General features: G+C 65.3%; 18 protein-coding genes and 3 pseudogenes. 9 read left to right on the top strand and 12 right to left on the bottom strand.

What is annotated here, in order from left to right:
* The 5 genes from GJ630_RS15545 to GJ630_RS15525 form a co-directional block, all read left to right on the top strand.
* On the top strand, window positions 1-807 hold an 807-nt coding region (locus tag GJ630_RS15545; RefSeq protein WP_191450300.1), incomplete at its 5' end, for a DUF58 domain-containing protein.
* Window positions 808-2235, top strand: a complete 1428-nt coding sequence (locus tag GJ630_RS15540) for a glycosyl transferase (protein WP_191450299.1) — start codon at window positions 808-810, stop codon at window positions 2233-2235.
* 108 nt (window positions 2236-2343) lie between these two features.
* Window positions 2344-3552 (top strand): MoxR family ATPase, encoded by a 1209-nt coding sequence (locus GJ630_RS15535; protein WP_191450298.1) that lies wholly within the window; start codon window positions 2344-2346, stop codon window positions 3550-3552.
* Window positions 3553-3603: 51 nt separating this feature from the next.
* Entirely contained in the window at window positions 3604-3999 is a 396-nt protein-coding gene (locus GJ630_RS15530; RefSeq protein WP_014040409.1) for a DUF2237 family protein, read from the top strand.
* A gap of 69 nt (window positions 4000-4068) precedes the next feature.
* Entirely contained in the window at window positions 4069-6756 is a 2688-nt protein-coding gene (locus tag GJ630_RS15525) for an AAA domain-containing protein (protein ID WP_191450296.1), read from the top strand.
* Here GJ630_RS15525 and GJ630_RS15520 read toward each other — a convergent pair whose 3' ends face one another.
* Together GJ630_RS15520 and GJ630_RS15515 are read right to left on the bottom strand one after the other, a co-directional pair.
* Entirely contained in the window at window positions 6757-8442 is a 1686-nt protein-coding gene (locus GJ630_RS15520; RefSeq protein ID WP_191450294.1) for a PH domain-containing protein, read from the bottom strand. It abuts the gene before it with no gap.
* The gene (locus tag GJ630_RS15515; RefSeq protein WP_004961231.1) at window positions 8439-8900 is read right to left on the bottom strand and encodes a PH domain-containing protein; all 462 of its coding nucleotides are present in this window, start codon (window positions 8898-8900) and stop codon (window positions 8439-8441) included. Before GJ630_RS15515 ends, GJ630_RS15520 begins: the two co-directional genes overlap by 4 nt.
* Window positions 8901-9049: 149 nt before the next feature.
* Here GJ630_RS15515 and GJ630_RS15510 point away from each other — a divergent pair, with 149 nt between their 5' ends.
* Window positions 9050-9376, top strand: a complete 327-nt coding sequence (locus GJ630_RS15510) for a hypothetical protein (RefSeq protein WP_191450292.1) — start codon at window positions 9050-9052, stop codon at window positions 9374-9376.
* Between the two features lie 63 nt (window positions 9377-9439).
* On the opposite strand, the gene GJ630_RS15505 is transcribed toward GJ630_RS15510, so the two are convergent.
* On the bottom strand, window positions 9440-12190 hold the full coding sequence (locus GJ630_RS15505; RefSeq protein ID WP_191450290.1) for an ATP-dependent helicase: 2751 nt from the start codon (window positions 12188-12190) through the stop codon (window positions 9440-9442).
* A gap of 97 nt (window positions 12191-12287) precedes the next feature.
* Here GJ630_RS15505 and GJ630_RS15500 point away from each other — a divergent pair.
* Together GJ630_RS15500 and GJ630_RS15495 are read left to right on the top strand one after the other, a co-directional pair.
* Window positions 12288-13159: pseudogene (locus GJ630_RS15500) on the top strand (dihydrodipicolinate synthase family protein).
* Between the two features lie 146 nt (window positions 13160-13305).
* Window positions 13306-14130, top strand: coding sequence for a winged helix-turn-helix domain-containing protein (locus GJ630_RS15495; RefSeq protein WP_050038099.1), 825 nt, complete (start codon window positions 13306-13308; stop codon window positions 14128-14130).
* Between the two features lie 23 nt (window positions 14131-14153).
* Here GJ630_RS15495 and GJ630_RS15490 read toward each other — a convergent pair whose 3' ends face one another.
* Complete coding sequence (locus GJ630_RS15490) at window positions 14154-14768, bottom strand: class I SAM-dependent methyltransferase (RefSeq protein WP_050038100.1); 615 nt, start codon at window positions 14766-14768, stop codon at window positions 14154-14156.
* 273 nt (window positions 14769-15041) lie between these two features.
* Between GJ630_RS15490 and GJ630_RS15485 the strand changes: the two genes are divergently transcribed.
* A complete protein-coding gene (locus tag GJ630_RS15485) occupies window positions 15042-15800 on the top strand; it encodes an MBL fold metallo-hydrolase (RefSeq protein WP_023843268.1) in 759 nt (252 codons plus the stop codon).
* On the opposite strand, the gene GJ630_RS15480 is transcribed toward GJ630_RS15485, so the two are convergent.
* The 8 genes and pseudogenes from GJ630_RS15480 to GJ630_RS19655 form a co-directional block, all read right to left on the bottom strand.
* Window positions 15797-16954, bottom strand: a complete 1158-nt coding sequence (locus GJ630_RS15480; protein ID WP_191450288.1) for an ATP-binding protein — start codon at window positions 16952-16954, stop codon at window positions 15797-15799. The two genes, GJ630_RS15485 and GJ630_RS15480, sit on opposite strands and share 4 nt — an antisense overlap.
* Before the next feature lie 119 nt (window positions 16955-17073).
* Window positions 17074-18140, bottom strand: a pseudogene (locus tag GJ630_RS15475) (mRNA surveillance protein pelota).
* Window positions 18141-18216: 76 nt separating this feature from the next.
* A complete protein-coding gene (locus tag GJ630_RS15470; protein ID WP_191450301.1) occupies window positions 18217-18915 on the bottom strand; it encodes a DUF4013 domain-containing protein in 699 nt (232 codons plus the stop codon).
* A 149-nt stretch (window positions 18916-19064) separates the two neighbouring features.
* Window positions 19065-20096, bottom strand: coding sequence for an AIR synthase family protein (locus GJ630_RS15465; RefSeq protein WP_151146174.1), 1032 nt, complete (start codon window positions 20094-20096; stop codon window positions 19065-19067).
* Window positions 20097-20141: 45 nt separating this feature from the next.
* Entirely contained in the window at window positions 20142-22295 is a 2154-nt protein-coding gene (gene rqcH / locus GJ630_RS15460) for a ribosome rescue protein RqcH (protein WP_151146166.1), read from the bottom strand.
* Between the two features lie 36 nt (window positions 22296-22331).
* Window positions 22332-23366 carry an NAD(P)/FAD-dependent oxidoreductase gene (locus tag GJ630_RS15455; RefSeq protein WP_191450286.1) on the bottom strand — a complete coding sequence of 345 codons (1035 nt, stop codon included), beginning with the start codon at window positions 23364-23366 and terminating at the stop codon, window positions 22332-22334.
* A gap of 71 nt (window positions 23367-23437) precedes the next feature.
* The gene (locus GJ630_RS15450; RefSeq protein WP_191450284.1) at window positions 23438-24853 is read right to left on the bottom strand and encodes a hypothetical protein; all 1416 of its coding nucleotides are present in this window, start codon (window positions 24851-24853) and stop codon (window positions 23438-23440) included.
* Window positions 24854-24967: 114 nt separating this feature from the next.
* Window positions 24968-26024, bottom strand: a pseudogene (locus GJ630_RS19655) (cell surface glycoprotein); the annotation flags it as partial.

Raw genomic sequence — 26024 nt, 5'->3', positions numbered from 1 at the left:
GGGACCGACCGCGTGGGCCAACTCACAACCGACGACCCCGGCGATGGCTTCACCTTCCACTCGACGCGGGAGTATCAGCGCGGGGACCCGGCCGGCCGCATCGACTGGCGCGGGTACGCGAAGCGGGGAGCGCTGTCGACGGTCAACTACGAGCAGTGGGTGTCGACGACGGTCGTGTTCGTCGTCGACGCCCGCTCGCCGGCGCGGGTGACCGCCGGCCCCGGTCGCCCGACGGCAGTCGAACTCGGCGCGTACGCGACGACGCACGCAGTGACCTCGCTGCTGGATGCCGGTCACGAAGTCGGGCTGGCAATCGTCGGCATCGACGGCGACGGTCCAGCGGGACTGACGTGGCTCCAGCCGGGCGACGGACCCAACCAGCGGTCGCTGGCTGTCGAACGGCTACGAACCGCCGCCGATGCTGCCGAGAGCGACCCGGCTGGTGGTCCAGAAGACGAGGGCGACACACAGCGGCAGTTCCGGAAAGTGATGGAGGTAGCCGGACCGCGCTGCCAGCTGGTGCTCGTGTCGCCGTTGCTCGACGACGCGCCGGTCGCCGCGATGGAGTCCTGGGCGGCGTTCGATTGCCAGCGAACCATGCTCTCGACGGACGTAACCGCGGCGAGCACCGTCAGCGGACAGTACGAGCACGTCCGCCGTCGGACCCGTCTGGCGCGGTGTCAGGCGTCTGGGGCCCGGACAATCGACTGGCGGCGTGGGACACCGCTGCCGCTCATCCTCGATTACGCCTTTGCCGTTGCGGCGCACCAGCCGCGTGGCAGCGTGCAGCCGGGAGGCGGAGCGTAAATGATCGGCGGGCCGCGACTCGATACACCATCGGCCGTCGGCGACGAGGGGCGGCCGCGGGCGACCAGCCTAACTATCGTCGCGCTCATCGTCACTGCGTTCGCCCTGGCGACAGGGGTTCTGTCCGGCGACCCGCGACTGTTCAGCGGTATCGCACTCCTCGCCGGCATTGCCGTGGCGGGGTTGACGCTACTGGACCGGGACGGACTGGGACCGACGGTCATTGGCCACCTCTGTTTCCTGCCGGCAGCGACTGGCGTCGTTGCCTCGGTCGGGCAGGTGTCAGTCGCCCCGCTCATCGCGTTCGGTGTCGCCGTCGCAATGGTCGGCGTCGCGACCGCCTGGACCGACGTGCTCGACAGAGAGACCGTTTCGGAAGCGACAGTGAGCAGCGTCGTTTCGTATCTGTTCGCCGTGGTGGGCCTCGTCGTGGGTACGGTCGTCGTCGCGCTCGCGTGGCTTTGCTGGAAGGTGGTAAGCGCTGTCGCCGGTGGAGCGTCGCCGATAGCCACCACGGTCTGCCTCGGTGTACTCGGCGTCGCCGCGTCGGGCTGCCTGTATTTTGCTGTGACACAGCTCCCGCTCTTGCAGTTGACAGCTCGGAGCCGCCGCGACGCGATGGCGAACAGACTGAAACGGGGTACCCAGTCGCTCAAACTGGTCGCACTCGGTTCGGCAGCGCTCAGTGTAGTCGTCCCGCTGGCGCTTCTGGTAACGCCGTTTGGCCAGCTTGTGGCGTCCCCCCCGTTCAGTCTCGGTATCCGGCTGCTGTCGTCGTGGGTCGTTCTCGCGCCGCTTCTGGCAGTCACAGCCGGCGCGTTGCTTGCTGGTAGCGGTGCGATTGTCATCCGAAAGTTCACGACTGAGTTCGACGCCGCTTCGGTGCGGACTGTCGGGGCCGCCATCGCGGCCGCTGGCTACGTCGTGTTGCTAGCCCCGTTCCTCCTGCGAATCGGTATCTTCGGGTTCGCCTCGCTCCCGGCGGTGTTCTTCGGTGCCCTCCTGCTCCCACTGGTGGTGTATCTGCTTCTCGTTCTCGTCATCGGGGGACTCACGTTTGGCCTGTTGCCGGCGCGTGCCGGCCCCGCGGCACTGACCGCTTCGGGACTCATCTGTGCGAGCACCGGTGCGGCACAGGCCGACCTGTCATCGTTACTGGTGTTTGCTGGCGTCGTCGGCGGCCTCGTTGTCTGGGACGTTGGCACGTTCGGCCTGGGGCTGACAGCGGAACTGGGGCATCGGCCGGAAACGCGCCGGCTGGAGCTGTATCACAGCGTGTTCGCCGTCGGCGTCGGCCTTCTCGGTATCGCCGCCGTCGGTCTCGTCGATACAGCGCGTCACGCCGTCGGTGCCGCCATCGGATCGCCGGAGACAATGGCACTCGCCGCGATCGGTGTGTTACTGCTGCTCGCCCCGCTTCGTGGCTGAGGGACTGCTTCGCTGCTGGCCCGTCCAGAATGTGTCAGTAGCCACTGTGGCTCGACAAACGAGGGCTAATGGTACACATTGATACTTCCCCAGTGTAACGCATGGGGCATGGCCGGGTTAACGGGGGATTTGAGCGTCGAGGCTGCGTCAAACCACTGCCTCGACATTGTGGAGCGAGTTGAGGAGGCTGTCGTCGTCGAACGCCGGGTGCTGTTCGAGACACTGGCTGGCGTCATCGCCAGAGGCCACGTTCTGGTTGAGGACGTGCCGGGAACGGGGAAAACAGTTCTGGCGCGGGTGTTGGCGGAGTCACTTGGACTCGAATTCAACCGGGTACAGTTCACGCCGGACCTGCTGCCGGCGGACGTGACCGGGTCGAACGTGTACAACGAACACGAGCGGGAGTTCGAGTTCGCACAGGGGCCGGTGTTCTCGAACGTCGTGCTCGCGGACGAGATCAACCGCGCGCCGCCGAAGACCCAATCTGCGCTGCTGGAATCAATGGAAGAGCGGCAGGTCAGTGTCGACGGGACGACGCATCCGCTCCCGACGCCGTTCGTCGTTATCGCGACCCAGAACCCCGTCGAGCAGGAAGGGACCTTCCAGCTTCCCGAGGCCCAGCGGGACCGCTTCAGCGTGAAGACGTCGATGAACTATCCCGATGTCGAGGGAGAAATGGGGCTGCTCGACCGGCGGGCCAACCGACGAACAATCGCGCCGTCAGTCGAGCCGGTAATGGGCCCAGAGACGGTGCGCGCCCTGCAGGAGTGTGCGGAAGACGTCCGCGTCGACACCAAGGTTCGTCGCTACATCGTCGATCTGGCGCGGGCGACACGCGAAGACGACCGGACAGAAATCGGCGTCTCGCCGCGGGGCGTCCAGCGTGTCTTCGAGGCAGTCCGAGCCAGCGCAGTCATCGCCGGTCGGCGGTATTCCACCCCGGACGACGTGAAGCGGCTGGCGAACGCGACGATGAGTCACCGACTGGTCCTGACGACGGAGGCGACTATCGAAGGGACGGAGAAGGCCGACGTGATTCAGGCCGCTCTGGACGCCGTCGACGTGCCCGCAGTCTCACCGAATGCGCCGGATACGGACGACACGCCCAAACAGACGACAACAGGCGGGTCCGAACGCGCTGACTCACCATCGGAGGCGACACCAGACGGCGATTCTCGCGGGCAGCGCCCCGAACGGAGTGCTGGTGAAGCAGCTGAGAACGAAGCTACGCAACTGGACGGAGATGACGGTCAGCCCACCGACTCGTCAGGTGACAGTCGGGACCGGAGTGATGATGACAGCGGACACGGACAGTGAGCGCAGGCGGGTAGCCGAACGGCTTTACTCCACGGAACAGCCAGACGTGGTATGGAAAGCGAACGCAACGTCCTCGGCGGGGAGCTGGCCCCCTGCTCGATGGACCCGGAGACCGGATTCATGCGCGACGGCTACTGCTACCCGCTCCAGCGCGACCCGGGTCGGCACGAAATCTGTGCCGTGATGACGGCCGAGTTTCTAGAGTACAGCAAGGCCCAGGGCAACGACCTCGTGACGCCGCGGCCGGAGCTGAATTTTCCGGGTCTCGACCCCGGTGACAACTGGTGTGTCTGCGTCCCGCGCTGGATAGAGGCCCACGAGGCCGGGCGCGCACCGCCGGTGAACCTCGACGCGACGAGCGAGGACGTGCTCGAAGACGTGTCGCTGGAGACGCTGCAGGAGTTCGCTGCCGATGGTGACTCGAATGCTGATGCGACGACTGAATGAGCCGCGGCGCGAACGACTTTTGAGGGGGCGTCCCGTCGCTTGGGTCGTGCAACAGGGGAGGGCCAAACGATGAGCGTCGACCGCGTTCGTGGCGTCGTCGTCGACATCGAGGAGCCGAAGACGGTGAACACCCAGTACGGCGAGAGCGACCTCTGTGAGGTGACGATTCGGCCCGAGCGCGGGGCCGGCGAGCCGACGACGGTGACGCTCTGGGGGAAGTGGACCGAGAACGCCGCCGTCATCGAGACGGGGATGGAGGTCGCCGTCTACAACCCCGACGAGCGGGAGTATCAGGGCGAGCAGCAGTACTCCGTCGGCGGCGACGCCACCCTCGTCGTCCAGCCGGATTTCCTCGTCGACGTGACCGACATCCGGGCGTGGGTACAGTGCCCGCGGATGTACTACCTCCGGAAACTCGACGGCGCAGAGCACGCCTACCCGCTGGTGAAAGGGACCGTCGTCCACGAGGTCTTTGGCGACTTACTTCGGGGCCGGGACCTCGATACCGCTATCGAGGAACAGGTCGACGCCGCCGGCCTCGACATCGGACTGCTCGGCCGGGAGGCCGACGAGGTGGCCGGGGACGTGCGCGACCACGCGTCGGCCATCCAGGGGTGGCTCCAGCAGGGGACGCTTACTGAAACTGATGAGTGGCGCTCCGAGATGACGCTCATCTCCGAGCGGTTCGGGATGAAAGGGCGGGCCGACGCCGTCCGGCGGGGGATGCCCGTCGAACTCAAGACCGGCAAGAACACCAAGCGGGAGCCCCGCTTCCAGGACAAGATTCAGGCGACAGCGTACGCGCTGATGCTGGGCGAACGCGCTGCCGGCGCGGGCAGCGCCGTCGACGCCGCGCCGGACACAGGCACGCTTCTCTACACGAAAAACGCCGCCGTCGACCGCAACGAGGAGAGCGGCGACCTCTCGCCGGCCAAGGAGTTCTCTATCGGGAGCGGCCTGCTGAACTACGTCGTCCGGACCCGCAACGCGATTGCGGCGATGGAGTACGATTCGGGCGTGCCGACGGGCTACGAGGCAAACGCGAAGTGCGAGTACTGCTTCGAGCAGGACACCTGTATGGCCGTCTCCGGCCGGCTCGATCAAGAATCCAAGGCCGGAACGGTCGGTCGAGCGGTGCCGGAGGAGGAACTGGACTACTTCGAGCGGTTCTACACGGCAATCGAGGCCGAGCGCCGTGCTGTCCACCGGGAGTACGCAAAGCTCTGGGAGCAAACGCCCGAAGAGCGCGCCGACAACGACCGGGCGCTCATCGGTCTCGAACCGACCGGCCGCCGGGAACTCGACGGCGGCCGCTGGGAACTCCGCGCGACAGGGACCGGTGCCGTCTCGAAGATCCGCGAAGGCAATCTCGTGCTCGCCAGCGACGGCGACCCGGTGACCGGCAACGCCGAACTGGCCCGCGTGGAACGTCTCGGCGAAGAAATCGTCGTCACGGCCGACGAGCCGCTGGACCTCCGCCGACTGGACGTGTATCCCTCCGAACTGACGACCGACCGGCTCCAGAACGCGCTCCACGACGCCGTGCTCCTCCAGTCGCCCGAGCAGAAAGACGTGCTGTTCGGGCGGCGCGAGCCGGAGTTCAATCCGGTCGAGGAGACGTTCATCGACAACAACGACGCGCAGAACGAGGCCGTCCAGCTAGCCGTCGGCGCGGCGGACTTCGCGCTCGTCCACGGCCCGCCTGGCACGGGCAAAACGTACACGCTGGCGCGGATGGTTCGGGCCCTCGTTGCTCGCGGTGACCGAGTGCTGCTCTCGGCGTTCACCAACCGCGCCGTCGACAATCTGCTGGAGGCGCTGGAAGAACAGGGCTACACCGATATCGTCCGAGTCGGCACGGAGAGCGGCGTCCGCGATGACATGCAGAAATACCGACTGGAGACCAGCGGCGACCCCGGCGAATGTGCGAGTCGGCTCCAGGGCGCGCAGGTCGTCGCGGCGACGACGGCCACCTGCGGCGGGAGCACGCTCCAGACCCAGGAGTTCGACGTCGCGGTCGTCGACGAGGCCGGCCAGCTGACCGAACCGGGGACGCTCGCGGCGACGACGCTCGCCGACCGATTCGTGCTCGTCGGCGACCACCAGCAGCTCCCGCCAGTGGTCCAGTCCGAGGACGAGACGCTGTCGACCTCGCTGTTCGAGCGGCTCATCGACGCCCACCCGGAAGCCGGCGTAATGTTGGACCGGCAGTACCGGATGGCACAGCACATCCAGGCCTTCGCCTCGCGGGAGTTCTACGACGGGCAGTTGCGGCCCGCGACAGGCGAGGTGGCCGCCCAGCGGCTCGACGACCTCGGCGGCGTCTCAATGGCTGACTTGCCAGAGATACTTCAGGACCGCGTGGCGTTCGTCGCCCCCGACGGAAGCCAGGTCGGCAACACCAACCCGGCTGAGGCCGACCGCATCGCCGAAATCGTCGCGTCGTACCGATCCGCAGGAGTTCCGGCCAACGATATCGGTGTCATCGCGCCGTACCGCGCCCAGGTCGCGGAGATTTCCAAGCGCCTGCCGGACGTGACCGTCGACACGGTCGACCGGTTCCAGGGGTCGAGCAAGGAGGTTATCGTCATCTCCTTCGTCGCCACGGGCACGCTCGACAGCCCCATCTTCGAGGATTACCGGCGCATCAACGTCGCGCTCACGCGAGCGAAGAAGGCGCTCGTCCTCGTCGGCGACGGCGACGCACTGGCGACCGACGAGGTGTACGGCCGAATGGTCGAGTGGGCGCGGGGCTGACTACGCGTCCGCGTCGCTGGCCCTGTCGCCCGTCCGCAGCCCTGCGACGTGTGCGGTGAGGCGCTCCCGAAGCGTGTCTCTGAGTTCTTTTGCGATGTCCTCGTCGATGTCGTACACCCGGGCGATACCACCGAGCAGGCTCGACGAACTCGCCGTGTCGGCCCCCACAGTCGCCAGGTCGCGACGGCGCTGGAACGGGGACCGCGTGACGAACACCGTCTGAAGCCGGTAGTACGGGACGATTCGCGTCGTCCGCCGCCAGAACCCGCTCCGGGTCGCCAGCACGGACTCGTCCAGGTCGTACCCACGGTGTCGCCAGCGAAGGTGGGCTGCCGGCACAACTGTAAGGAAGAGGAGGGCGGCGACCCACCAGTAGCCCGTCTCCAGCACCAGCGAGTCCACGGCGTAGGCGACTGCAGTGAGCCCGGCCGCGGCCAGTGAAAAGCGCGCGAGATACCGTCTGCGGGCGCGCTTCGGCGACCGGTCGAAGTCGAGGTCACCGAACGGCTCTATGTCACGGGCCAGTTCGTACACTTCTTCGCGGGGCGCGAGCGGGACGGCGACGCCCTGCGTGGACTGCTGGTTCCCGCCGCTGTAGCCGGCCGTCTCGACGGCCAGCGTCGCGTAGCCGAACCGCCGCATCAGGACGTTCTCTCGAATAGTGACCGTCTGGACCTTCTCCAGCGGGATGTTGCCGCTGTAGCGGCGCAACAGCCCCCGCTCGTACCGGAGGTCGCCGTCGGCCTGCGTGAGCTGGAAGCCGTAGTACTCGATGACGGTCAGCGCCACGCTGACGACCAGTGCGAGTAGGAGGAACTGGACGACGGAGAGTACGGCAAAGACGGCGAGCCGCGTGGTTTCCGGTGAGCCGGTCAGCCAGCGAACTACCGGCCCGCTCAGCGATGCGCCAGCAAGGGTCGCATTGAACCGCAGAACCGCCCAGACGACGTCCATCCCAAGCGGGAGTGACGCCAGCGTCAGGACCGGCGCGGCCGGCCGAACGGAGACGAGCGCGTACGTCAGGAGTTCGCGCTGGTCGAACGCGAACAGCAGCGATCCGTCCGGCTCGTCGCGTTCCGCCGTGTCCGATTCGGAAACCGGTTCCCCGAGGTCATTCCTCGACTGAGTGTCGCCAGCGTGTGTCGGTTTGGGGCCGGTCACGCCGGGCAGATCGGCGTGGGCCGACCGGCCAGGTGTCGCAGCTTCGGACACCGCGTCGGCGGTGGCTGTCTCTGCCTCGGCGGCCTGGTCCCGGTCGTGGGTCCGCACGTAGTTCCGCAGGCGTTTGACCTCGGCCTCGTCGACTGCGTCCAGCGTAGCCTCCGTCGCGCTGCCACCGGCCGTCTCGAAGCGGACGATTGCGAGTCCGAGCAGGCGGTTAAGGATGTTCTGCTCGACGTCTAAGTTCTGGACGCGGCCCAGCGGAATCTGGCGGGACTGCCTGGCGAAGACGCCGGATTCGACAGTAAGCGTGTCGCCGTCGAGTTCGTACTGAAAACGGAAATAGCGCGCCAGCGCGTAGCCGCTAAACGTCAGCGCGCCGAGCAGGCCAAGCAGCGGAACCGCGAACGCCGGCAGTCCGAGCATCCCGGTCCCGAGCGACCCGCCAAAAAAGCCGAAGAAGCCGCCTTGCAGCGCTGCTCGGGTGACTCGCAGGACCGCACTTCGCGGGTGGAGCCGGTTCATACCGCGTCCGTGGCCTCGCTCTCGTTTGCGAGGTCACGGAGCTGCTCGCGCAGTTCAGTGGCTCGTTCGGGCCGCAGGCCTGGAATCGTGATGTCCGCGCCGCGGGTCCCAGCAGTGTAGACGACGACACTCGCCAGCCCGATAGCTCGCTCTACTGGGCCGCGCGTGGTGTCGACGTGCTGTACACGAACGTACGGGACCGACGTGTCGGTCCGGGTGACGACACCGCGAAGGAGAAAGAGCGCGTCGTCCTGTAGGTCAAAACGCCAAATCCGGTGGGCAGCGATGGCATGGGCAACACCCAGAAGCACCAGCACAACCCAGCCGCCGACGACCACCGTCTGTGGCAGTGAAACCGCGAACCGGTCGACAAGATACGCGATGACACCGAGCACCGACGCCTGGATAACTGTCGACAGAACCCACAGCAGTCTCACTCGCGGGTGAAGCGACTCCATGTCTCACCCGTGGGGCCGGCCGCGGATTAACGGTTTGGCTCAGGGGCGAAATTGGAAGAGTTCCGGTCCACACACGGACCAAACTATGGGCGGAATCGTCCGAGACTTCGAAAAATCTCCTTGTATAGCCCCGACGCCGGACAAAGCGTATGTCACGAAGCCGACGGACGTTTCTGACGACGCTCGCCGCTGCAAGTGTCACGCTCCCGCTCGCTGGCTGTGCCGGCGGCGACGAGCGATCCGGAGACGAGGGGACGGATACAATGAACGACGAGGCGACTGGTTCGATGGAGGATGAAGGGATGACTGACTCCATGACGGGCGGCGAAGCGAGCGGCTCGATGGAGCAGGTGAACGAAACGGAGTCGATGGGACCCGGCGCAATGACCGAGTCGATGACGGAGTCCACGGCTGGCGAGTCGATGGGTGACGACGTGACGAACGACACCATGGCCGAAAACGAGACGGCGTCGTGAGTCGCGCGGTGACGACCGCAACAGACTCCGCCGGCCTACACGCGCTCGTTGACCTGGTCGGCCTCAGTCGTCGGTCGCAACGGCGCTGTCTTCGGCGTCTCCATCTTCAATCTCGCTCAGCACCCGCTGGTGGAACTCCTGTAAGACGGCGGACTCGTCCTCGGCGAGGACCACGTCGCTGGCCATCAGCGTCGCGAGGCCGAAGGCGCGCGGTGACGGCGAGTCAACGCGAGTCCGGACCACGCCCACGTCGCCGTCCTGCATCGCACGCAGGACGGTTTCGATACCGTCGACGTTGAGTTTGTCCTCCAGAATCTCGCGGTAGGTCTCCTCGACGACGGCGAAGTCCCCGAGGTCCTCGGCGAACCCCAGCAGCATCTCCGAGGAGACCTGCTGTTCGCTCGCGGACTTCTCGTAGCCCTTGTAGCGTTTGAGTATCATCAGCGACCGTGTGGCGTTGATACGGAAGTACCGCTGGAGCAGGTCTGTCCCGTCGAGGCTAGCCCGAAGGTCCGCGCGGGCCGTGTCCGGGTCTAGGTCGCCCACGATCCGCGCGATGTCGACCTTGCGGTTCAGCGGCATCGAGAGCGTGAAGCCGTTGTCGGCGACGGCGACCTGCACGTTCGCGCTGGCCGCCTGGGCGATGTGGTAGGCCAGCAGCCGCGAGAAGCCGTCGTTGAACCGTCGGCCGTAGTTCGAGTGGACGTGGTAGTGACGCTCGTACTCGTCGTGGTCCAGCGTCTCCTCGAGGACGAGTCGGTCGGTCGTGGCCACGCTGTCAGGTCCGGCGTAGGCCACCTGCTCGCGGAACATCCGGGCGATAGCGCGAACGCTGTTCTCGTCGATGGGGAACCCCCGGAGCCAGTTGCGGACCTCCGACATCCCGCCGTCGGCCAGCCGGTCCAGTAGTTGGCCCTGGAAGTCCAGTATCTCGCGGCCGAGGTCGTAGGAGAGGGGGAGCCGCTCGGAGAACCACGACGGGACCGTCGGGCGGGCGGCGGTCCGGTCGACGTACACCTTCGACCCGCGGCGGTAGCGGTACTCGAAGTTGTTCCCACCCAGTACGAACACGTCGCCTTTCTCCAGGGTGTCCAGGTACGACTCGTCCAGTTGGCCGACCCAGCTGTCGTCGCTCCGGGTGACCACGTCACACGTAAAGGAGTCCGGAATCGTCCCGATGTTGGTCATGTAGATGACCCGCGCGAGCCGACCCCGTTTGCCGATGAGGTGCTCACCCACGTCGTACTCCTCGTAGTGGTGCTCCCCGTCGGGCGCGTCGTTCGTGTCCCGCCAGATCTTGGCGTAGACGTTCTTGTCTTCCATCCCCGGGTAGTCGGCGGTCATGTACCGCATCAGCTGCTCCCAGTTCTCGTCGTCGTAGTCCCGGTACGGGTAGGCCCGACGGAGGACGTTCTTAAACGTCGCCTCGGGACGGACGTCGTTGATAGCCATGCCGTAGACGTGCTGGGTCGCCACGTCCTGTGCGTTCTCGGGGATGAACACGCGGTCGACGAAGCCCCGCTCGGCCTTTTCGAGCATCACCGCACACTCGACGAGTTCGTCGCGGTCCAGTGCGATTACGCGACCTTCGACCGTCTCACCGAGCTGGTGGCCGGCGCGGCCGATGCGCTGGAGCAGCGCGGCGACGGATTTGGGTGAGCCCACCTGTACGACGAGGTCGATATGAGGCATGTCGATGCCCAGTTCCAGGCTCGTCGAGGTCGTCACCACGTCCAGCGTCCCGGCTTTCAGCGATTCCTCGATGTCCCGGCGCTTCTCCTTCGAGAGCGAGCCGTGGTGGCAGCCGGAGTTGGACTCGTCGTAGTCGTCGAACTTCTCGCGGAGGTTGTGCAGGACCCGTTCGGCCCCCGAGCGCGTGTTCGTAAACACGAGCGTGTTGGTGTGGGACTGGACGTGGTCGTGGAGCTGGGTGTAGAACCGCTCGGTGACGATGTCCCGCGGCGTGTTGATGAGGTCGTCGGCCGGACAGGACAGCTCCATGTCGAAATCGCGGGCGAAGCGCGTGTCCACAATCTCGTAGTCCCGAGGGTCGCCGCCGGGTTCTGCGCGGCCGACCAGGAACTCCGCGACGGTGTCCAGCGGGTCGACGGTGGCCGAACAGCCGATTCGCGTGGGCGATTCCTCGACCATCTCCTCTAGCCGCTCCAGCGACACGGAGAGGTGGGTCCCGCGCTTGTTCTCGGCGAGGCTGTGGATCTCGTCGACGATGACGTACTCGATGGTTTCGAGCTTCTTTTTGAACTTCGGCGAGTTCAGCAGGATGGCCAGCGTCTCCGGCGTCGTATTGAGGATATGCGGCGTCGTTTCGAGCATCGCCTGGCGCTCGCTGTCGCTGGTGTCGCCGTGACGGATGGCGTGTCGGATTTCCACGTCTTCGCCGCGCTCCTCAAGCTTGGCCGTGATGCCGTCGAGGGGCTGTCCGAGGTTGCGGTGGATGTCGTTGGCCAGCGACTTCAGCGGCGAGACATAGAGGCAGTAGACGGAGTTCTCAAGCTCGTCTTCGCGGGCCTTCCCGAACAGTTCGTTGATGATACCGGTAAAGGAGGCCAGCGTCTTGCCGCTCCCCGTCGGTGCGCAGATCAGCGCGTTCTCGCGCTCGTGGATGAGCGGGATGGCCTCTTTCTGTGGCGGCGTGAAGAAGCCGCCGTTGCCGGGGACGAACTCGCCGAACTGTTCGACCCACCACTCCTGAACGACGGGCGCGAGGCGGGAAAGCACCTCGGCGTCGTCGATGTCGACCGCCTCCGGGTCGAAAGTCGGGTCCGTCGCTGCGAGACGCTCGCGTCCTCCCATTGTCGGCTCTTACCGACCAGTAGGACCGCCACGGCAAGTGGGTTCCGCCATATCGACGGGGAAAACGCCTAAGCGACCACCGTGTCTGACCAAGGGCATGGCTGAATCCTTCGACGTACTGACGCCGCTAGTGACACCATTCGACGCCGACGGTGACCTCGATATCGCGGGCCTGGAGTCGCTGGTCCGGCACGTCTCAGCGGCCGGCGTCGACGGTATCGTCCCCTGCGGGACGACCGGCGAGTTCGAGACGCTCTCGCCCGGCGAGTACCGGACCGTCGTCAGAACCGCGGCTGACACAGCGCCAGACGACTGCCACGTCATGGTCGGGACGGCGGCGACGGACGTTGCGACCGTCGACGAGCGGATGGCGTTCGCAGCCGAGCAGGGCGCGGACAGCACGCTGGTCGTGCCGTCGTACTACGGCGGCCAGGCCAGCGCAGCGGGCAACGAGGCCTTTTTCGACGCGGCGCTTGCCGACGCTCCCCTGCCGGTCTACCTCTACAACATCCCCGGGGCCGTCGGGCAGAAACTGTCCGTCGAGACGGTCGCCGCGCTCGCTCAGTCCGACGCCGTCGCCGGACTCAAAGACTCCTCGGGCGACCTTTCCTACGTCACCGCAGTCATGAATCAGACGCCCGACGAGTTCACCGTCTACCAGGGCCACGACGGTCTGTTCGTCCCGTCGCTCGTGCTGGGCGGCGACGGCGGCGTCAGCGCGCTCTCCCATCTGCTGCACAGCGAGCTAGAACGATCGGGAACCGCCGTCGCCAACGGCGACGTGGCGGAAGCCAGAACGGTCCAGCGGAAGATCCTCTCACCACTCTCAGAAGCGTGTGCCGAGTTCGGTTTCGCGCCCACCGTGAAGGCGTTGCTTGCCGACCGCGGCATCATCGACCACGCGACGTGCGGCCGCCCCGGGATTCACTCTCGCCGGACGCAGTAGCGTCCGTGACCGGGCTGTTGTAGTGGCAATCAGAACGCGCTGTCCTGTATATCGAGTCCCGCTGTCGCGGACGGGTGTGTCGTTGTCCATCGATAGCGAGCTCTGAGACTCAAATGGCCCTGTGAGGTTCCACGAGATTCATTACGCTGGGCGGCAGTGAACGGAATATATGTCGTTGCTGCCCTCCCGCGGTCCCGACACGAGCACCTCACAGGACGGGGAGCTACAGGTCGTCGGGGTCGACGAAGACGTCTCAGATGTCCTCGATGCTCTCTCCTCGGAAACGGCCAGAGAGATCCTCAACACCGTCTACGACGAGCCGGGAACACCCTCTGAACTGGCCGACCGGCTCGATATGTCGATACAGAAGGTCTCCTATCACCTGGAAAAGCTGGAAGACGAAGAGCTGATCACCGTCGCAGGGGTCCAGTACTCGGAAAAAGGCCAAGAGATGAAGGTGTACGAGCCCCCGGAGGACCCGCTGGTGTTGTTCGTCGGGACGCAGGAGCGCAAGCAGTCGCTCCGGTCGCTCGTTCGCCGGGTCCTGCCTGTCATCGGGGTTCTCACCGCGGCTAGCGTCATGCTGCAACTCCTGCTCGGGCAGTTCCCGATCCAGCTCGGGAGTTCCGGGGCCGGCGGCGACGCGGGAACCACCGGTGACGGTGCCCAGGGCGGGGACGCCGAGAGTCTCGAGGCGGCGAACGAAACGGCCGCGACGGCCGAACCCACGTCAGCCCCGACGGAGACAGACGACAGCGGGTTCCAGATAGCCGAGGCGACGGAGACGCCGGAAGCCACGCCGGCCCCGGAAAGCACTCCGGTGCCAGAAGCCGACACCCCGGTCGAAGCGATGACCGAGGAAGCGCGTAAACTGACGACCGACGCCGCGGCCAGTGGTGGCATCGACCTCGAACCCGGCGTGGCCTTCTTCCTCGGTGGGCTGCTGGTCCTGACGCTGTACGTCTCGTTCTGGGCGTACAAGAACTACCGCTGAGCCGGCTTAGCGGTCCAGTAGATTCAGTCCGAATCGATCCGTTCGGCGACCAGCACGCCAGCCTGCTCGGTGACCATCTCGACGGCCGTCAGCGCGTAGCCGGCGTCGGTGAAGGCGTCAGCCAGGACACCGACCGTCGCCGGGTCGTCGACTTCGGGGCTGTAAAACGGCGCATCGGGGTCGTCGTCGCCGAACAGCATCACGTCTCCGAGGACGATTCGTCGCGGCCCCAGATCGGCGATGGTGTCGATGGCGTCGCGCTTCTCGTCATCGCCGAGGTGATGCATCGCGAAGTTCGACGTGACGATGTCCACCGGGCCGTCGACGTTCGGAGCGCGGAAACGGCCATCGCCGAAGCTCACGTTCTCGACGCCTCGCTCGTCGGCTTTCTCCCGTGCTTTCTCCAGCATCCCGTCGCTGATGTCGCGGCCGATAACCTCGCCCGCGTCGGGCGCGAGTGCGAACGCAATCGCTCCGGTCCCCGTGCCGAGGTCGAGGACTACGTCGTCGCTTTCGGGGGCCGCGTGCTCGACAGCGAAGTCGACACAGGCGCGATACGCCGCCGAATCCTGGTCCTCGTCGTACGCGTCGGCGTGTTCGGAGAAGCGCTCGGCGTGTTCGTCGAGTGATTTCTTCATACTCGCTTCTCGTCGTGCTCGCACAAGTGTCTCCCGCTCCGTTTCGCGGTTTTGTCGCGGCTCGGGTTCACTTAAAACGCGTTTTGAGCCACAGGTGGGCTTTTGCTATCCCCGTCCAAAGCATGAACTGCGCCGTCGACGGGTGACCTGCCCCCGAGCCGCCCTGACCCCGTCCCCGCCGACGGCCACCGCCCTCACTCCGCTGACGCTCCCTGGTAGTCTCCCCGCCCCCACACGCCAACGCCTTTGTCCGTTCGCTCGCTGTCGTCCGGTATGCGTCTCACGTTTCTCGGCACCGGAAGCGCCATGCCCACCGGCTCTCGAATGCAGTCCGGCTATCTGCTGGAACGCGACGGAAAACGGCTGCTCGTCGACTGTGGCAGCGGCGTGTTGCACTCGCTGGCCCGAACAGACGCGGGCTACGAAGGCGTCGACACCGTGTTACTGACCCACCACCATCTAGACCACGTTTCCGACCTCGACGTGCTGATGAAGGCCCGCTGGCTGGCCGGCGAAACAGAGCTCACGATAGCGGGTCCGCCGGGCACGTCCGACCTGGTTCGGGACCTCCTCGAAACACACGACTACATGCAGGACCGACTGGACCTGACGCTCAGGGACCTCGATGGCGGACCGTTCGAACTGGCTGGGTTCAGCGGCGACACCTGCGAGACGCGCCACTCGATGCAGTGTTTCGCCTACCGACTCTCAGTCGATGACGGACCGGCGATAACGCTTGGCGCAGACTCAGAGGCGTTCACGGACCTCGTCGAGTTCGCCGAAGGGTCGGCAGTGCTCGTCCACGACTGCTCGTTCCCGGATGACGTGGACGTGTCGAACCACCCGACGCCGACGACGCTCGGAGCGACGCTCCGCGATGCCGACGCCGAGGTCGGGCGTGTGTATCTCACCCACTTGTATCCACATACGGAGGGACGACACGAGGAGATGCTGGAGTCGATAGCGGACAGCTACGACGGCGACGTGCAGTTCGCCGAAGACGGCCTGACGATAACCGTCGACAGGACCTAAACGCGTTCGAGCGTGATGCGGAACTCGGCTCCACCGGCGTCGCTTTCTGCCACGCTGACCCTGCCGCCGTAGGACTCGGTCAGCGCCCGAACGAACCCGAGGCCGAAGCCGGTCCCCGAACTCTCCTGCCCCTTCACACCCATTTCGAAAATATTCTCGCGCAGGTTTGGCGAGACACCCGCCCCATCGTCGGCGAAACAGACAGTGACCTCGTCAGGGGTGGCTTCCGCCGGAGCCACTCGCATGTGTACCTCGCCCTCGTTGTGGACCGCCGCGTTGGACATGATGTTCGTGAACACGGAGTCGAGCAGGTCGCCGCCGTACACCTGATACTCGAACGCTGACGGCTCGAAATCGACAGTCAGTGACCCGTAGTTGGCTCTGACATCCCGGACTGTGTCCCCGAGAACCGTCGCGAGGTCCTGTGGCTCCGGGTTGTCCTGCGATTCTAGCGTCGAGACGAGGTCGCCGACGCGCTGGATGAGGTCGGCGGCGCTCTCGGCCGCGCGCTGTATCTTGCCGGCGTACTCCTCGGTCTGGCCGTCGACCTGTCCCGCGACGACATCGGCGAACCCGGCGATGACCTGAAGGTCGTTGCCCAGGTCGTGGCGGAGAAGCCGGTCGTACATCTCGATCATCTCCTTTCGCCGTTCCAGGTCCCGGTGTGCCCGTTCTAGCCGTTCGCGGGAACGGATGTTGGAGATGGCCGTCGCGGCGTGGGTCGCGAGAATCTCCATTGGTCTGACGTACTCGTCCCCGAACTCCTCGACGGTTTGTGACCGTGTGACCAACACCGCTGTCACCTCGTCACCCATCCGGGCCGGGACAGCCAGCGCACCCGTCACGTCCGAGTCGGCCGTGACAGCGGCGTCAGCGCCCTGTTCGACGAGCGTCTCGCCGGCCTCCTGCGCCCGTCGAGCCAGGTCACTGGGTGGCTCGCCCTGAACGAGATTCGGGTTCGTGCTGTGGACGACCCGGAGGTCGTCGTCACGAACTTCGACGAACGTAGAGTAGGAGAACTCGAACAGCAGCGACATCGCTTCGAGCGTGAGGGAAACGACCTCGTCGACGGACTCACAGCGATTGAGCGCCTGCCCGTACTTGTTCAGGTCGGCGACCTGTCTGGCAAAGTCCTGTTGTTCTTCGAACGACATATCACCCACTCCTCGCAGACATTGGAACTACGTAGCAATAGTGAGCGGGGCAAAAAACGGTTTCGGGAGACTCACCGGCGGAATGAAAGACGGCAGACACGTATCGTGGGTACGCGGTCTCAATCGAGTCGGTACCGAAGTAGCGCGGCGATGCCACCGAGGTTCGAGAGCTGCTGGCCGGGCGCGAACTCCGCGGAGAAGACGGTCACGTCGCCCCCCTTCTGCTCTGTCGTCTCGATGATCTGGTCGACGTCGATGTCCCAGTCGCCCTCGCCGGCCCGCTCCAGTCGGAGCCGCTCGTCGAGCACGAGCAGCGTCTCGATAGCGCCGTAATCGGCCGCCTTGGCGACTTCCTCCGGGCCGTAGGCACCTCCGAACCCGACCCGATGCGCTCCATCAGTTCGTCGATGTAATCCGCCTCCTCGGCGATGCGGGTCTGCTGTTGCACGTCCTCGACAGCGCCGCGTTTGAGTACTTCGTGGACGCCTCGGTCGCCGACAGCAGACGTGTCTACGACGGTAATCTGCTCGGCGATATCGGGCATCTCGTCCTGAAAGTGGTCTAGCGCGTCCTGTTTGGTGAAGCCGGGACCCGCGAGGATGTAGGCGTCCACGTCCTGGCGTTTGAGGACTGACGCCAGTTCGTCGAACAGTTCCTTGCGCGGGCGGGCATACTCGCCCTTGCCAGTCGTCGAGGTGATGGTCGCCCGCTCCTCTGTGCCGTACTGGGCGACGGTGTGGACGTGGGCCTCACCCTCTTCGACGGTCGCGATCGCCACATCGGGGTTCTCCGTGGCTTCGACGGCCTCCTCCAGGCGGTCGGCCTGGTCCGGTTTGAGATGCTTTTCGACGGTGAGTTCGGTGTGTTCCTCGACGTTGAGCGTGTGGTGAAAACCCAGTTGGTCCTCCCGAGAGCAGTCGACGATTTCGCCGCCGACCCGGAGGCGGTTGGCGAACTTCGCGAACTCCACGTCGGTGACCTCGATCTGAATCCACATCGGCTCTCGCTCGCCGCCTTTGTCCCGGAGGTTGTCGTCGTTGCGCTGGATGCGACGGGTCGTGTCGCCGGAGACGAGGTCCCCCGGCTCGATGACGTACGAGAGATGCCAGAGGTCGTCCAGCGTCTCGGGGACCACCTCGATGCGCTCTGCCCCTTCGGCGGTGGTCTCCTGACTCTGTATTTGCATACTGAAGCGTCCGCTTCAGGGACACAAGTGTTCTGCCATTCGACGCGCTGGGACAGGAAAACCGTGACCGAACTAATCAGGCGACCGAGCCTGCAGCGGGCGTCGCGGGTTCAGAGGCGATATCCGGCATCTCCCTGACAGCGGTCCCGATAGCGTAGGCCCCGGCCACGTAAGCGTAGAACACTACGAAGGGTGTCAGGACGGAACCCACGACGGTGGCGCTCAGGACGCTGACGACGACGCCGGCGAGGAGGCTGATACCGAACGCGACGACCCAGCCAGTAGCGTAGGTGCGGCTGAACAGGAGCGGGCGGAGGTCACTCGGCGAGAACGCCGCGGCGACGCTGTCGGTCCGAACGTAGGCGACGACGGCGGCCGGAACAATGTACACTGCGGCCAGGGAAATCGCGAGCATTCCGAGCGCGGCGACTGTGAGGAGCAATCCCGTGATTACGCCACTGAAGACGGTCTCGCTGGGTCCGAAGGTGGCAACAGTGAGAAACAGTGCTGTCCCTGTGATCACCGTCGGGACCAGCGAGTAAACGAATCCGATAGCGAACGCCTTCAGCCCGTCTATGCCCAGGTCGCCCCATTCGTCGAACTCCGGCGGCGTCGTCTCCCCGTTCATCACGGCCCGGAGTGACCGGACGACGTACCCGAACACGAAGAACAGCGGAACGACGAGGAAACTCAGGAACAGCAACGCACCCCCGATAGCGATGGTTTTCACTGCGCTGTCGCCGTCCTGCGGATACGATATGGCTTCTTTGAACATGATGACGCTCCGTGACAGTAGCCTGGCTGGCGTGGCCGCTGCCACGTCAGTCACGACGATGTGTCACATTGAATTATAATACGTCTTACAAGTACATATAGCAGTAGGTGTTACGTGCTGTCAGTTCGCGTCGGGAGAGTCTCCGTGTCTCACCGCTGGTCTGTGTCGCCCTCGGCAGCCGCCTGCAGGCGTCCAAAGGCCTCCCACGACGGGTCCGCCCCGGGGTGCGATTGTCGGGTGCCGTCGACGTAGAGCCCTGAACCGTTGGTCACTTCGCCGACGACGGCGGCTGGCGTCCCGCGGTCCCTGAGCGCGTCGACGACGCTATCAGCGTCTGCAGGGTTGACGGCAGCCAGAAGCGTCCCGCAACTACTGACGTGCCAGGGGTCGATGTCGAGCGCGTCACAGAGCGCGCCGACGCCGTCAGCAACCGGCATCGCCTCGCTATCCACGTCGAACCGGACGCCCGCACCGTCGGCCATTTCGATGAACGCACCGGTGATACCGCCCTCCGTCGCGTCGTGCATCGCCGTCACGTTGCCGGCGTTTGTCGCGGCCATCGCGTCCTCGACGAGCGCGGTGTCGGCCAGTCGCTCCTGTGCGATGGCGGTTCGGTCGGGCGACAGCCCGATCTGTTCCGGAAAGAGATTGGCGAACAGGCCAGTGACTTCGGCCCCGGGGCCGGTGCCGACGACCAGTTTGTCGCCCGCCCGAGCGCCGTCCGGCCGGACGATGTCGTCGTGGGACCCGACGCCGAGCACCGTCGCACCACCGACCCAGGAGTAGTCGACGCCGGCGTAGCGGGCGGTGTGGCCGGTGACGACGCTCACGCCGACTTCCTCGGCCCGCCCGGCAAAGCCGTGCCACATCGCCGCCAGTTCGTCGTCGCTCATCGCCGGTGGGAGGGTGAACGTTACGGAGAGATGCGACGGCGGGAGACCGGAAACGGCAACGTCGGCCAGGACCACGTCAAGCGCGAACCGACCGGCCCGCTCGAACCCCAAATCGGGGAGGACCGACAATGGGTCGGTGGCCGTGACGAGGGCGTCGCCGCCGACGTCGATGACGCCGAAATCGATACCGTGGGTCGGCCCCAGCGTCACGTCCTCTCGGTCCGCGCCCAGTTCCGGGTAGATGACGGTATCGAACAGTTCGCGGTCGATTTTTCCGAGATCACTCATGCAGGCAGTCACCTCCGGCTCGGTGTGCTCTCTGCTCCGACATCGTCACTCCTCGGTCATCCGACTGCCGCCGGGCGGCAGGAACTCCTGTATCTGGTCCGGACTGGCGACCTTGCGGACGAACGTCTCGTCGGCGAAGCGATCCTTGAACTCCCGGTACAGTCGTTTAGCGATGTCGTTCTGGGCGTACTGCCCCGGTTCGACAGTGATGCTCGTCGCGGCCTGTCCCTCGATAGCCGCTGGCGGGCCACCGATGACCCGCGTCTCGTCGTCGCAGGTGATACCGACGGCGACGCCGGCCGGCGTGCCCTCGAAGTACGTCCGGTCGCCGCGGACGGCGAAGCCGCCCTTCTCCAGATACTCGCCGCTTTCCGGCGTTTTCGACACCTGGTCGGGGTCGACCATGTACACGTCGCCGGCGAACTTCCCGTCTTTCCAGACAGAGGAGTACGAGACAGCGAACTGTGCGGCTTGGTCCAGTGAAGACTGCGGGAAATCCACCTCTTTGGACGGTTCGCTGGGACCGGTCGCTTTGAGCACCGTGACCGGGCCGCCGTGGGCCTGCGCGTGGAAGAACTTGTCACCGCCCTCCAGATACTTCTGGACGAGTTCTTCGTTGTCGTCGGCGTCGCGGCCGCCGATGACGAGGAAGCCGTCCGAGGTGTGGAACCAGCGGAACTGCTCGTACCAGCGCTCGGTCGACCGGGTCGGAATGGACTGCATCGAGAGCCAGTCCGTCGGTTCGTCCTCGGCCTCGTCGTTATCGGCTTCGTCCTCGCCGTCGTCGGCCTCCCACTCCTCGCGCCGCTCTTTGACCGCTTCGAGGTCCTCGCGGGTGTTCTCGATGGCAGCGAGCGCGCCCTCCTTCTTCTCCTCGATGCGTTTGGCCTCCTTGTACAGTTCGTCGGCGTTCTTCTCGACGCCGGTGAAGGCGTCCACTGTGACCCGCGTCCCGTCGATGTCGAGGGTCACCGTCCCCTCGCTCCCGTCAAGCGAGACAACTGCTTCGGCGGCCGCGATTCCGCGGTCGGCCCCCTCGTCAAACTTCGCCTCGATGTCGTCCCAGGACACGTCGTCCTGGCGGGCGGCCTGCACCGTCGAGAGCACGTCGTCGACGAGGTCGTAGTTGGCGTACAGCAGTTCGGCCTTCTCCCGTTCGACCTCGGCGTCGGCTTCGAAGTCCTCGATAGCCTGCTCCTGTTGCTGGATGATGCGCTGCTGTTTCTCTATCTCGGCCTCGAAGTCCGGGCGCTGTGTTTCGCCGCCCTCGACTTCCTCCTCCCGCTGGAAATTGAAGAAGTAGTCGTCCAGCGCGGGGTTGAACTCCGTGAAAGATTCGCTGTACAATTCTTCGTACTCCGCCAGCGGAATCGGCGTCACGTCGATGCGCCGGCGGTCCGGGTCATCGCCGGATTCCCCGTTGCCTGCACCGTCACCGTCGTCGAGCGTTTCGTAGTACACCCGCGGGTCGACATCTCCCTCACGCAGGCGCGTCCCCATCTCGTCGATGAGTTCGTACAGCCGCTCGAAATCGGACTCATCGAGGTCGTCGACGGCGACGTTGTAGTCGATGCCGGCGCGGGTACACAGCTCCTCGCCGTAGAGGCCGCCGAAGTTCAGTTGCGTCGCCAGCGTCCGTACGAGGTCAGCGTCGGATTCCTTGATACGAGCGACGAACCCGTCGTAATCGACGGTCATCGGGTTGAACCGCGCCGAGGGGAACTCGTAGGGCGTCCCGGGCGCGACGGTCCGTGATTTGAGCCGCACAGTTTCGAGACAGTCGATGACCTCGCCGTATTCGTCGAGAACGGCGACGTTCCCGTCACCGAACAGTTCTGCAACAATAGTCGTCGAGGCGTCCTCGCGGTCGAACTCCAGTTCGATGATTCGGTCGAACTCGAACTGCTCGACGCGGACGAGGTCAGCGCCCGACAGCCGGTTCCGGAGCATCATCGCGAAATCCGGCGGGCGGCCCGGTGCGTCGGGGACGTGACTCTGGTCGGCAGCGTGGGCGCGCTTGACGTCGCCGACTTCGATGAGGAACTCGACGCGCCCGCGGTCGAAGTCCCGGAGCTTCAGTCTGACGAGGTCGTCCTCGGGGTAGAGGTACGCCTTGTCGAGCTTCGCGCCCTCGTAGCCGGCGAGTTCGCCCTCCAGGGCGGCGAGGTCGACGCTCGTCAGTTCCCGCTTGTGGTCCATGTCGGTGGCTGTCGGCGGGCACCCAAAGGCGTTCCGTTACCCGCTGTCGGCGATTGCCTCGCCCGTCTCCAGTCCGTTCCGCAGCGCCGCGTGGAGTCGCCCCTCGCCGGCCACCCAGTCGCCGGCGAAGTACAGGTCGTGCTCGGCGGCACACGCCAGCAGATCGTGGTCGACCTTGCCCTCGGGCTGGGAGTAGCGCCAGTGCTGATGGTCGGTCCAGTCGGGGTCGGCAAGCCGGTCGTCGTCCAGCAGTCGAGCCGTCCGCGTCGCGATGTCGTCGACGAGCGTATCGGGGTGTTCGTCGTAGTTCGCAATCGACCACGGTTCGTTCATCTGCACCAGCAGCAGGGACTCGCCGTCGGGGACGTGACCGTCCTTGCACTCCTCGCGGCCGACCCAGCCGATGTCGTGGTCCTTGTCGCTGTTGACCGCGGCATACCACGGCACGTCGAGTTCAAAGGGGTAGTGCAGTACCCCTGCGATGACCGTTCGATAGGGGACGGCGGCGATTTCCTGCCGAAGCTCCCGGCAATCGTCGTGGTCCCAGCGCGACTGGCCCAGCAGGTCGGCCGTCTGGGGTGCAGGCGGGGTCAGCAGCGCGGCGTCAAAGTGGCCAAGGTCCGTTCCGTCGTCGTCTTCGAGCCGCCAACCGTCGCGGTGCCGCTCCAGACGCTCGACCCGGACGCCGTTCTCTACCTCGGCATCAGTCTCGCCGAACAGCCGCTTTGCAAGCTGTGTAATGCCCGCCTCGTACGTCCATTTGTGGTCGTCCGCGTCCCGTCCGGCGTCGATTTCCCCGGTCCTGTCGAACGCGTACACTGGTTCCTCAATATCGACGAGTCCCTCGGTTGGGAGCGTCTCCGTGACCAGTTCCGTCACGCGGCCGTCGTCGGCCTTGAGATAGTTCGCCCCGTACTCGTACGTGCAGTCGCCGTGCCGCCGGGTCGCGGCGCGCCCGCAGACGCCGCGGCTCTTCTCGAACACTGTTACGTCGACTTCCGCGTCGTGGAGCGCGTACGTTGCCGCCGCACCGGCACCACCGGCACCGACGACTGCGAGGTTACGAGCCATACGTGCCAGTCGGACGGTGTGAGTAAAAATCCACCACACAACCAGTTCGGACCGCCCGCCAGTGGTCCGGTTCAGCGGTTCCGCTGGCGTCGGAGACCCCGACGCGTCCAGCCGACCACGGCGAGTATCGCGACACCGACGCCCACTTGGCGGAGTGAGAACCCGGGGCCCTGTGCCGCGGTCGTTGCCCTGTCATCGCTGTCAGTGGCCGGAATGGATTGGTTTTCGACTGTGAGTGGGCCCGCCGTCTCGCCGTTGACCCGAACGGTTCCGTTGACCGCCTCGAACTCTGTCTCGACGACCGCCTCTTCCTCGGGCTCAAGCGCCACTTCGTTCGTTGCCACCGGTTCGCCGTCGACCGTCACGGTCAGTGTCTCGTTGACTGGTCGCGGACGGGCGTTCTTTACTGTCGTTCGCACGGTCGTATTGAACCCGGCCCGAACCCAGTCAGCCGACAGTGAGGCCTCCCTGATCTGCAAATCGGCGTTCCCCTGACCTTCGGGAGTGGGTTCCCCATCGGTACCCACTTCGGTTCCGAATCCGGCGGTTTCGTTTCCGTCGCCGGTCGTGTTGCCGGCAGGCGCGCCCCCGCCTGTTGTTCCGTTCCGCGCGGTTGCGTTCGTCCCATCGGTCGACGTCCCGTTTTCATTGCCATCCGACCCCGTGATCTCGTCATAGATTCCACCGTCAGACTGGGAGTCATCGTCGTTGTCCGAGCCGTCAGAGTCCTCGGAGCCGCTATTGTCGGAGTCGCCTGAGTCGTTCGAACCGTCTCCACTGGAGTCGGTATCGTCGTCGGAGTTGCCACCTGAGTCGTCAGCGTCGGCAGCGCCGACATCGCTATCCGCCTCAGTTTCCTCCTGTGTACCGTTCTCAGTTCTTTCACTGTCCGTCGGTGCCTCGGTCTCCTCACTGTCCGTTGGTTCTTCAGTTTCCTCACTGTCCGTTGGTTCTTCGGTCTCCTCACTGTCCGTTGGTTGCTCAGTCTCTCCATCGTCCGTCGGTTCCTCGGTCTCCTCACTGTCATTCGGCTCTTCAGTCTGGGTCTGTGTCTCGGTATATTCTCTTTCTGTGGGGTTCTCGGTTTGCGTCGGCTCCTCCGTTTCTTCGTTTTCGGTCGATTCCTCCGTTTCCTCGCTCTCAGTCGGTGTCTCCGGGCTCTCCGTAGGTTCCTCCGTCTGGTCGGTCGGGTCTTCGGTTTCTTCGGAGTCTGTCTGTGGCTGTTCCGTCGGCGTCTGTTGGGCCTCCGCAGTCTGCTCGCCGTCGGTCGGTGCGTCCGTTTCGTTCACCTGCCCGAGCAGTCTCTCAGAGTCGGATTCGATAATAGATTCGACGGCGGCTCCGGGTGTGCTCACTGCGGCGTCCGATACACCGTTCTGGGGGCCGGCGCCAGAGGCACCCACGCTGCCGACAGCGAATACGGACGCGAGCGCAGCGGTGCCGAAAACGATAGTGACAGCAGCAAAGAGTTGTTTGACCTCGCTCATACAGGGAGGTACGCGAGTAAAGGATTAGTTACCCAGCAGCCAAACCCTCGGTAAGGTCGTCCTTCGTACACAGAACCGGTAGTGTGGCCGGAAAATCCGCCGTCCGTACGACCTCTACACCCTACGATGGACTCGGACGAGACCGCCGATTAACGCCAGCACAAGTGTGACTAACTGGACAGTAAATCCGGGCCCGGAGGCCGAGACCGTCTCGGAGGCTGGCTCCGCACCGCCGCCGCTTTCACCAGTCTCGGCAGTCCCGGACCCGCCCGTACTCGGGGCCGAGTTCGAGCCAACGCGGAGGTCACCGGCACTGACGCCGTTGACCGCGACTGCGCCGTCGACAGCCTCGAACTCCATCGTCACAGTAGTTTGTTCGCCGGCGTCGAGTCGAACGGTCCGAGAAGCGACCGGGTCGCCGTCGACAGTGACCGTCAGCGTCTGTTCGACGGTTTCGTTGGTCGGGTTCTCGACGGTCGCTCGCGCTGATGTGTTGAAGCCGGCCCGGACCCAGTCAGCCATCAGGGATGCATCGGCAACAGTGAGTTCTGCGGGCGTCGGCGTCGATGCATTCGTATTCGAGGAGCTGGCTGTCGTCGTCGGGGTGGACGTATTAGCGACCGGGGAGACGACAGCGATGGTCGCGAGGTTGGACGATGACGCCTGGATAGACGTATTCGTCGCGTTGGCGCTACTGGGTAGCTGACTCCAGGACCCGTTGTGGTACTGGAACACCCGGACGGCGTCCATCGATCCGTTGGTCGGCAGCGCCGATTCGTTGAGCCGCAGGGTGTACCTCACCCGGCTGATGGCAGACGCATTTGCGCCGGAAGTGACGGTCACGTACCCACGCACACCGTCTGCCTGAACTTCGGTCATGTTGTTCGGCGTGGCCTGCGGGCCGAGCATCGTCGCGTTGAACCCATCACTGTCGTTGGTCACGTCGAGCGAGAGTGCAGAGAGGGTGAACGCTGGCGCGGTCTCGGACGGCCCGGAGCGGTTCAGCGATTGGGTGACCGTCGAGTTCGCGGCGTCGGCAGTCACTCGGACAGTGACTCCGTTGTCGATCTGGGACTGCGAGATCGCGGGCGCCTCTGCGCCGCCGCCGTCGTCGGTCTCGTCCGACTCGTCGTCGAGATCGAAGCCGCCACCGCCACCGCCTCCGCCGCCT

This window comes from Haloarcula sp. CBA1122, assembly GCF_009741785.1.
GTDB classification, from domain to species: domain Archaea; phylum Halobacteriota; class Halobacteria; order Halobacteriales; family Haloarculaceae; genus Haloarcula; species Haloarcula hispanica.
This window is presented reverse-complemented; position numbering and strand designations above follow the sequence as displayed.

Bases quoted from the DNA above. Each gene is read 5' to 3' on its own strand.
- GJ630_RS15540 (WP_191450299.1), top strand. From the start codon at position 808: ATGATCGGCGGGCCGCGACTCGATACACCATCGGCCGTCGGCGACGAG.
- GJ630_RS15535 (WP_191450298.1), top strand. From the start codon at position 2,344: ATGGCCGGGTTAACGGGGGATTTGAGCGTCGAGGCTGCGTCAAACCAC.
- GJ630_RS15530 (WP_014040409.1), top strand. From the start codon at position 3,604: ATGGAAAGCGAACGCAACGTCCTCGGCGGGGAGCTGGCCCCCTGCTCG.
- GJ630_RS15525 (WP_191450296.1), top strand. From the start codon at position 4,069: ATGAGCGTCGACCGCGTTCGTGGCGTCGTCGTCGACATCGAGGAGCCG.
- GJ630_RS15520 (WP_191450294.1), bottom strand. From the start codon at position 8,442: ATGAACCGGCTCCACCCGCGAAGTGCGGTCCTGCGAGTCACCCGAGCA.
- GJ630_RS15515 (WP_004961231.1), bottom strand. From the start codon at position 8,900: ATGGAGTCGCTTCACCCGCGAGTGAGACTGCTGTGGGTTCTGTCGACA.
- GJ630_RS15510 (WP_191450292.1), top strand. From the start codon at position 9,050: ATGTCACGAAGCCGACGGACGTTTCTGACGACGCTCGCCGCTGCAAGT.
- GJ630_RS15505 (WP_191450290.1), bottom strand. From the start codon at position 12,190: ATGGGAGGACGCGAGCGTCTCGCAGCGACGGACCCGACTTTCGACCCG.
- GJ630_RS15495 (WP_050038099.1), top strand. From the start codon at position 13,306: ATGTCGTTGCTGCCCTCCCGCGGTCCCGACACGAGCACCTCACAGGAC.
- GJ630_RS15490 (WP_050038100.1), bottom strand. From the start codon at position 14,768: ATGAAGAAATCACTCGACGAACACGCCGAGCGCTTCTCCGAACACGCC.
- GJ630_RS15485 (WP_023843268.1), top strand. From the start codon at position 15,042: ATGCGTCTCACGTTTCTCGGCACCGGAAGCGCCATGCCCACCGGCTCT.
- GJ630_RS15480 (WP_191450288.1), bottom strand. From the start codon at position 16,954: ATGTCGTTCGAAGAACAACAGGACTTTGCCAGACAGGTCGCCGACCTG.
- GJ630_RS15470 (WP_191450301.1), bottom strand. From the start codon at position 18,915: ATGTTCAAAGAAGCCATATCGTATCCGCAGGACGGCGACAGCGCAGTG.
- GJ630_RS15465 (WP_151146174.1), bottom strand. From the start codon at position 20,096: ATGAGTGATCTCGGAAAAATCGACCGCGAACTGTTCGATACCGTCATC.
- rqcH (WP_151146166.1), bottom strand. From the start codon at position 22,295: ATGGACCACAAGCGGGAACTGACGAGCGTCGACCTCGCCGCCCTGGAG.
- GJ630_RS15455 (WP_191450286.1), bottom strand. From the start codon at position 23,366: ATGGCTCGTAACCTCGCAGTCGTCGGTGCCGGTGGTGCCGGTGCGGCG.
- GJ630_RS15450 (WP_191450284.1), bottom strand. From the start codon at position 24,853: ATGAGCGAGGTCAAACAACTCTTTGCTGCTGTCACTATCGTTTTCGGC.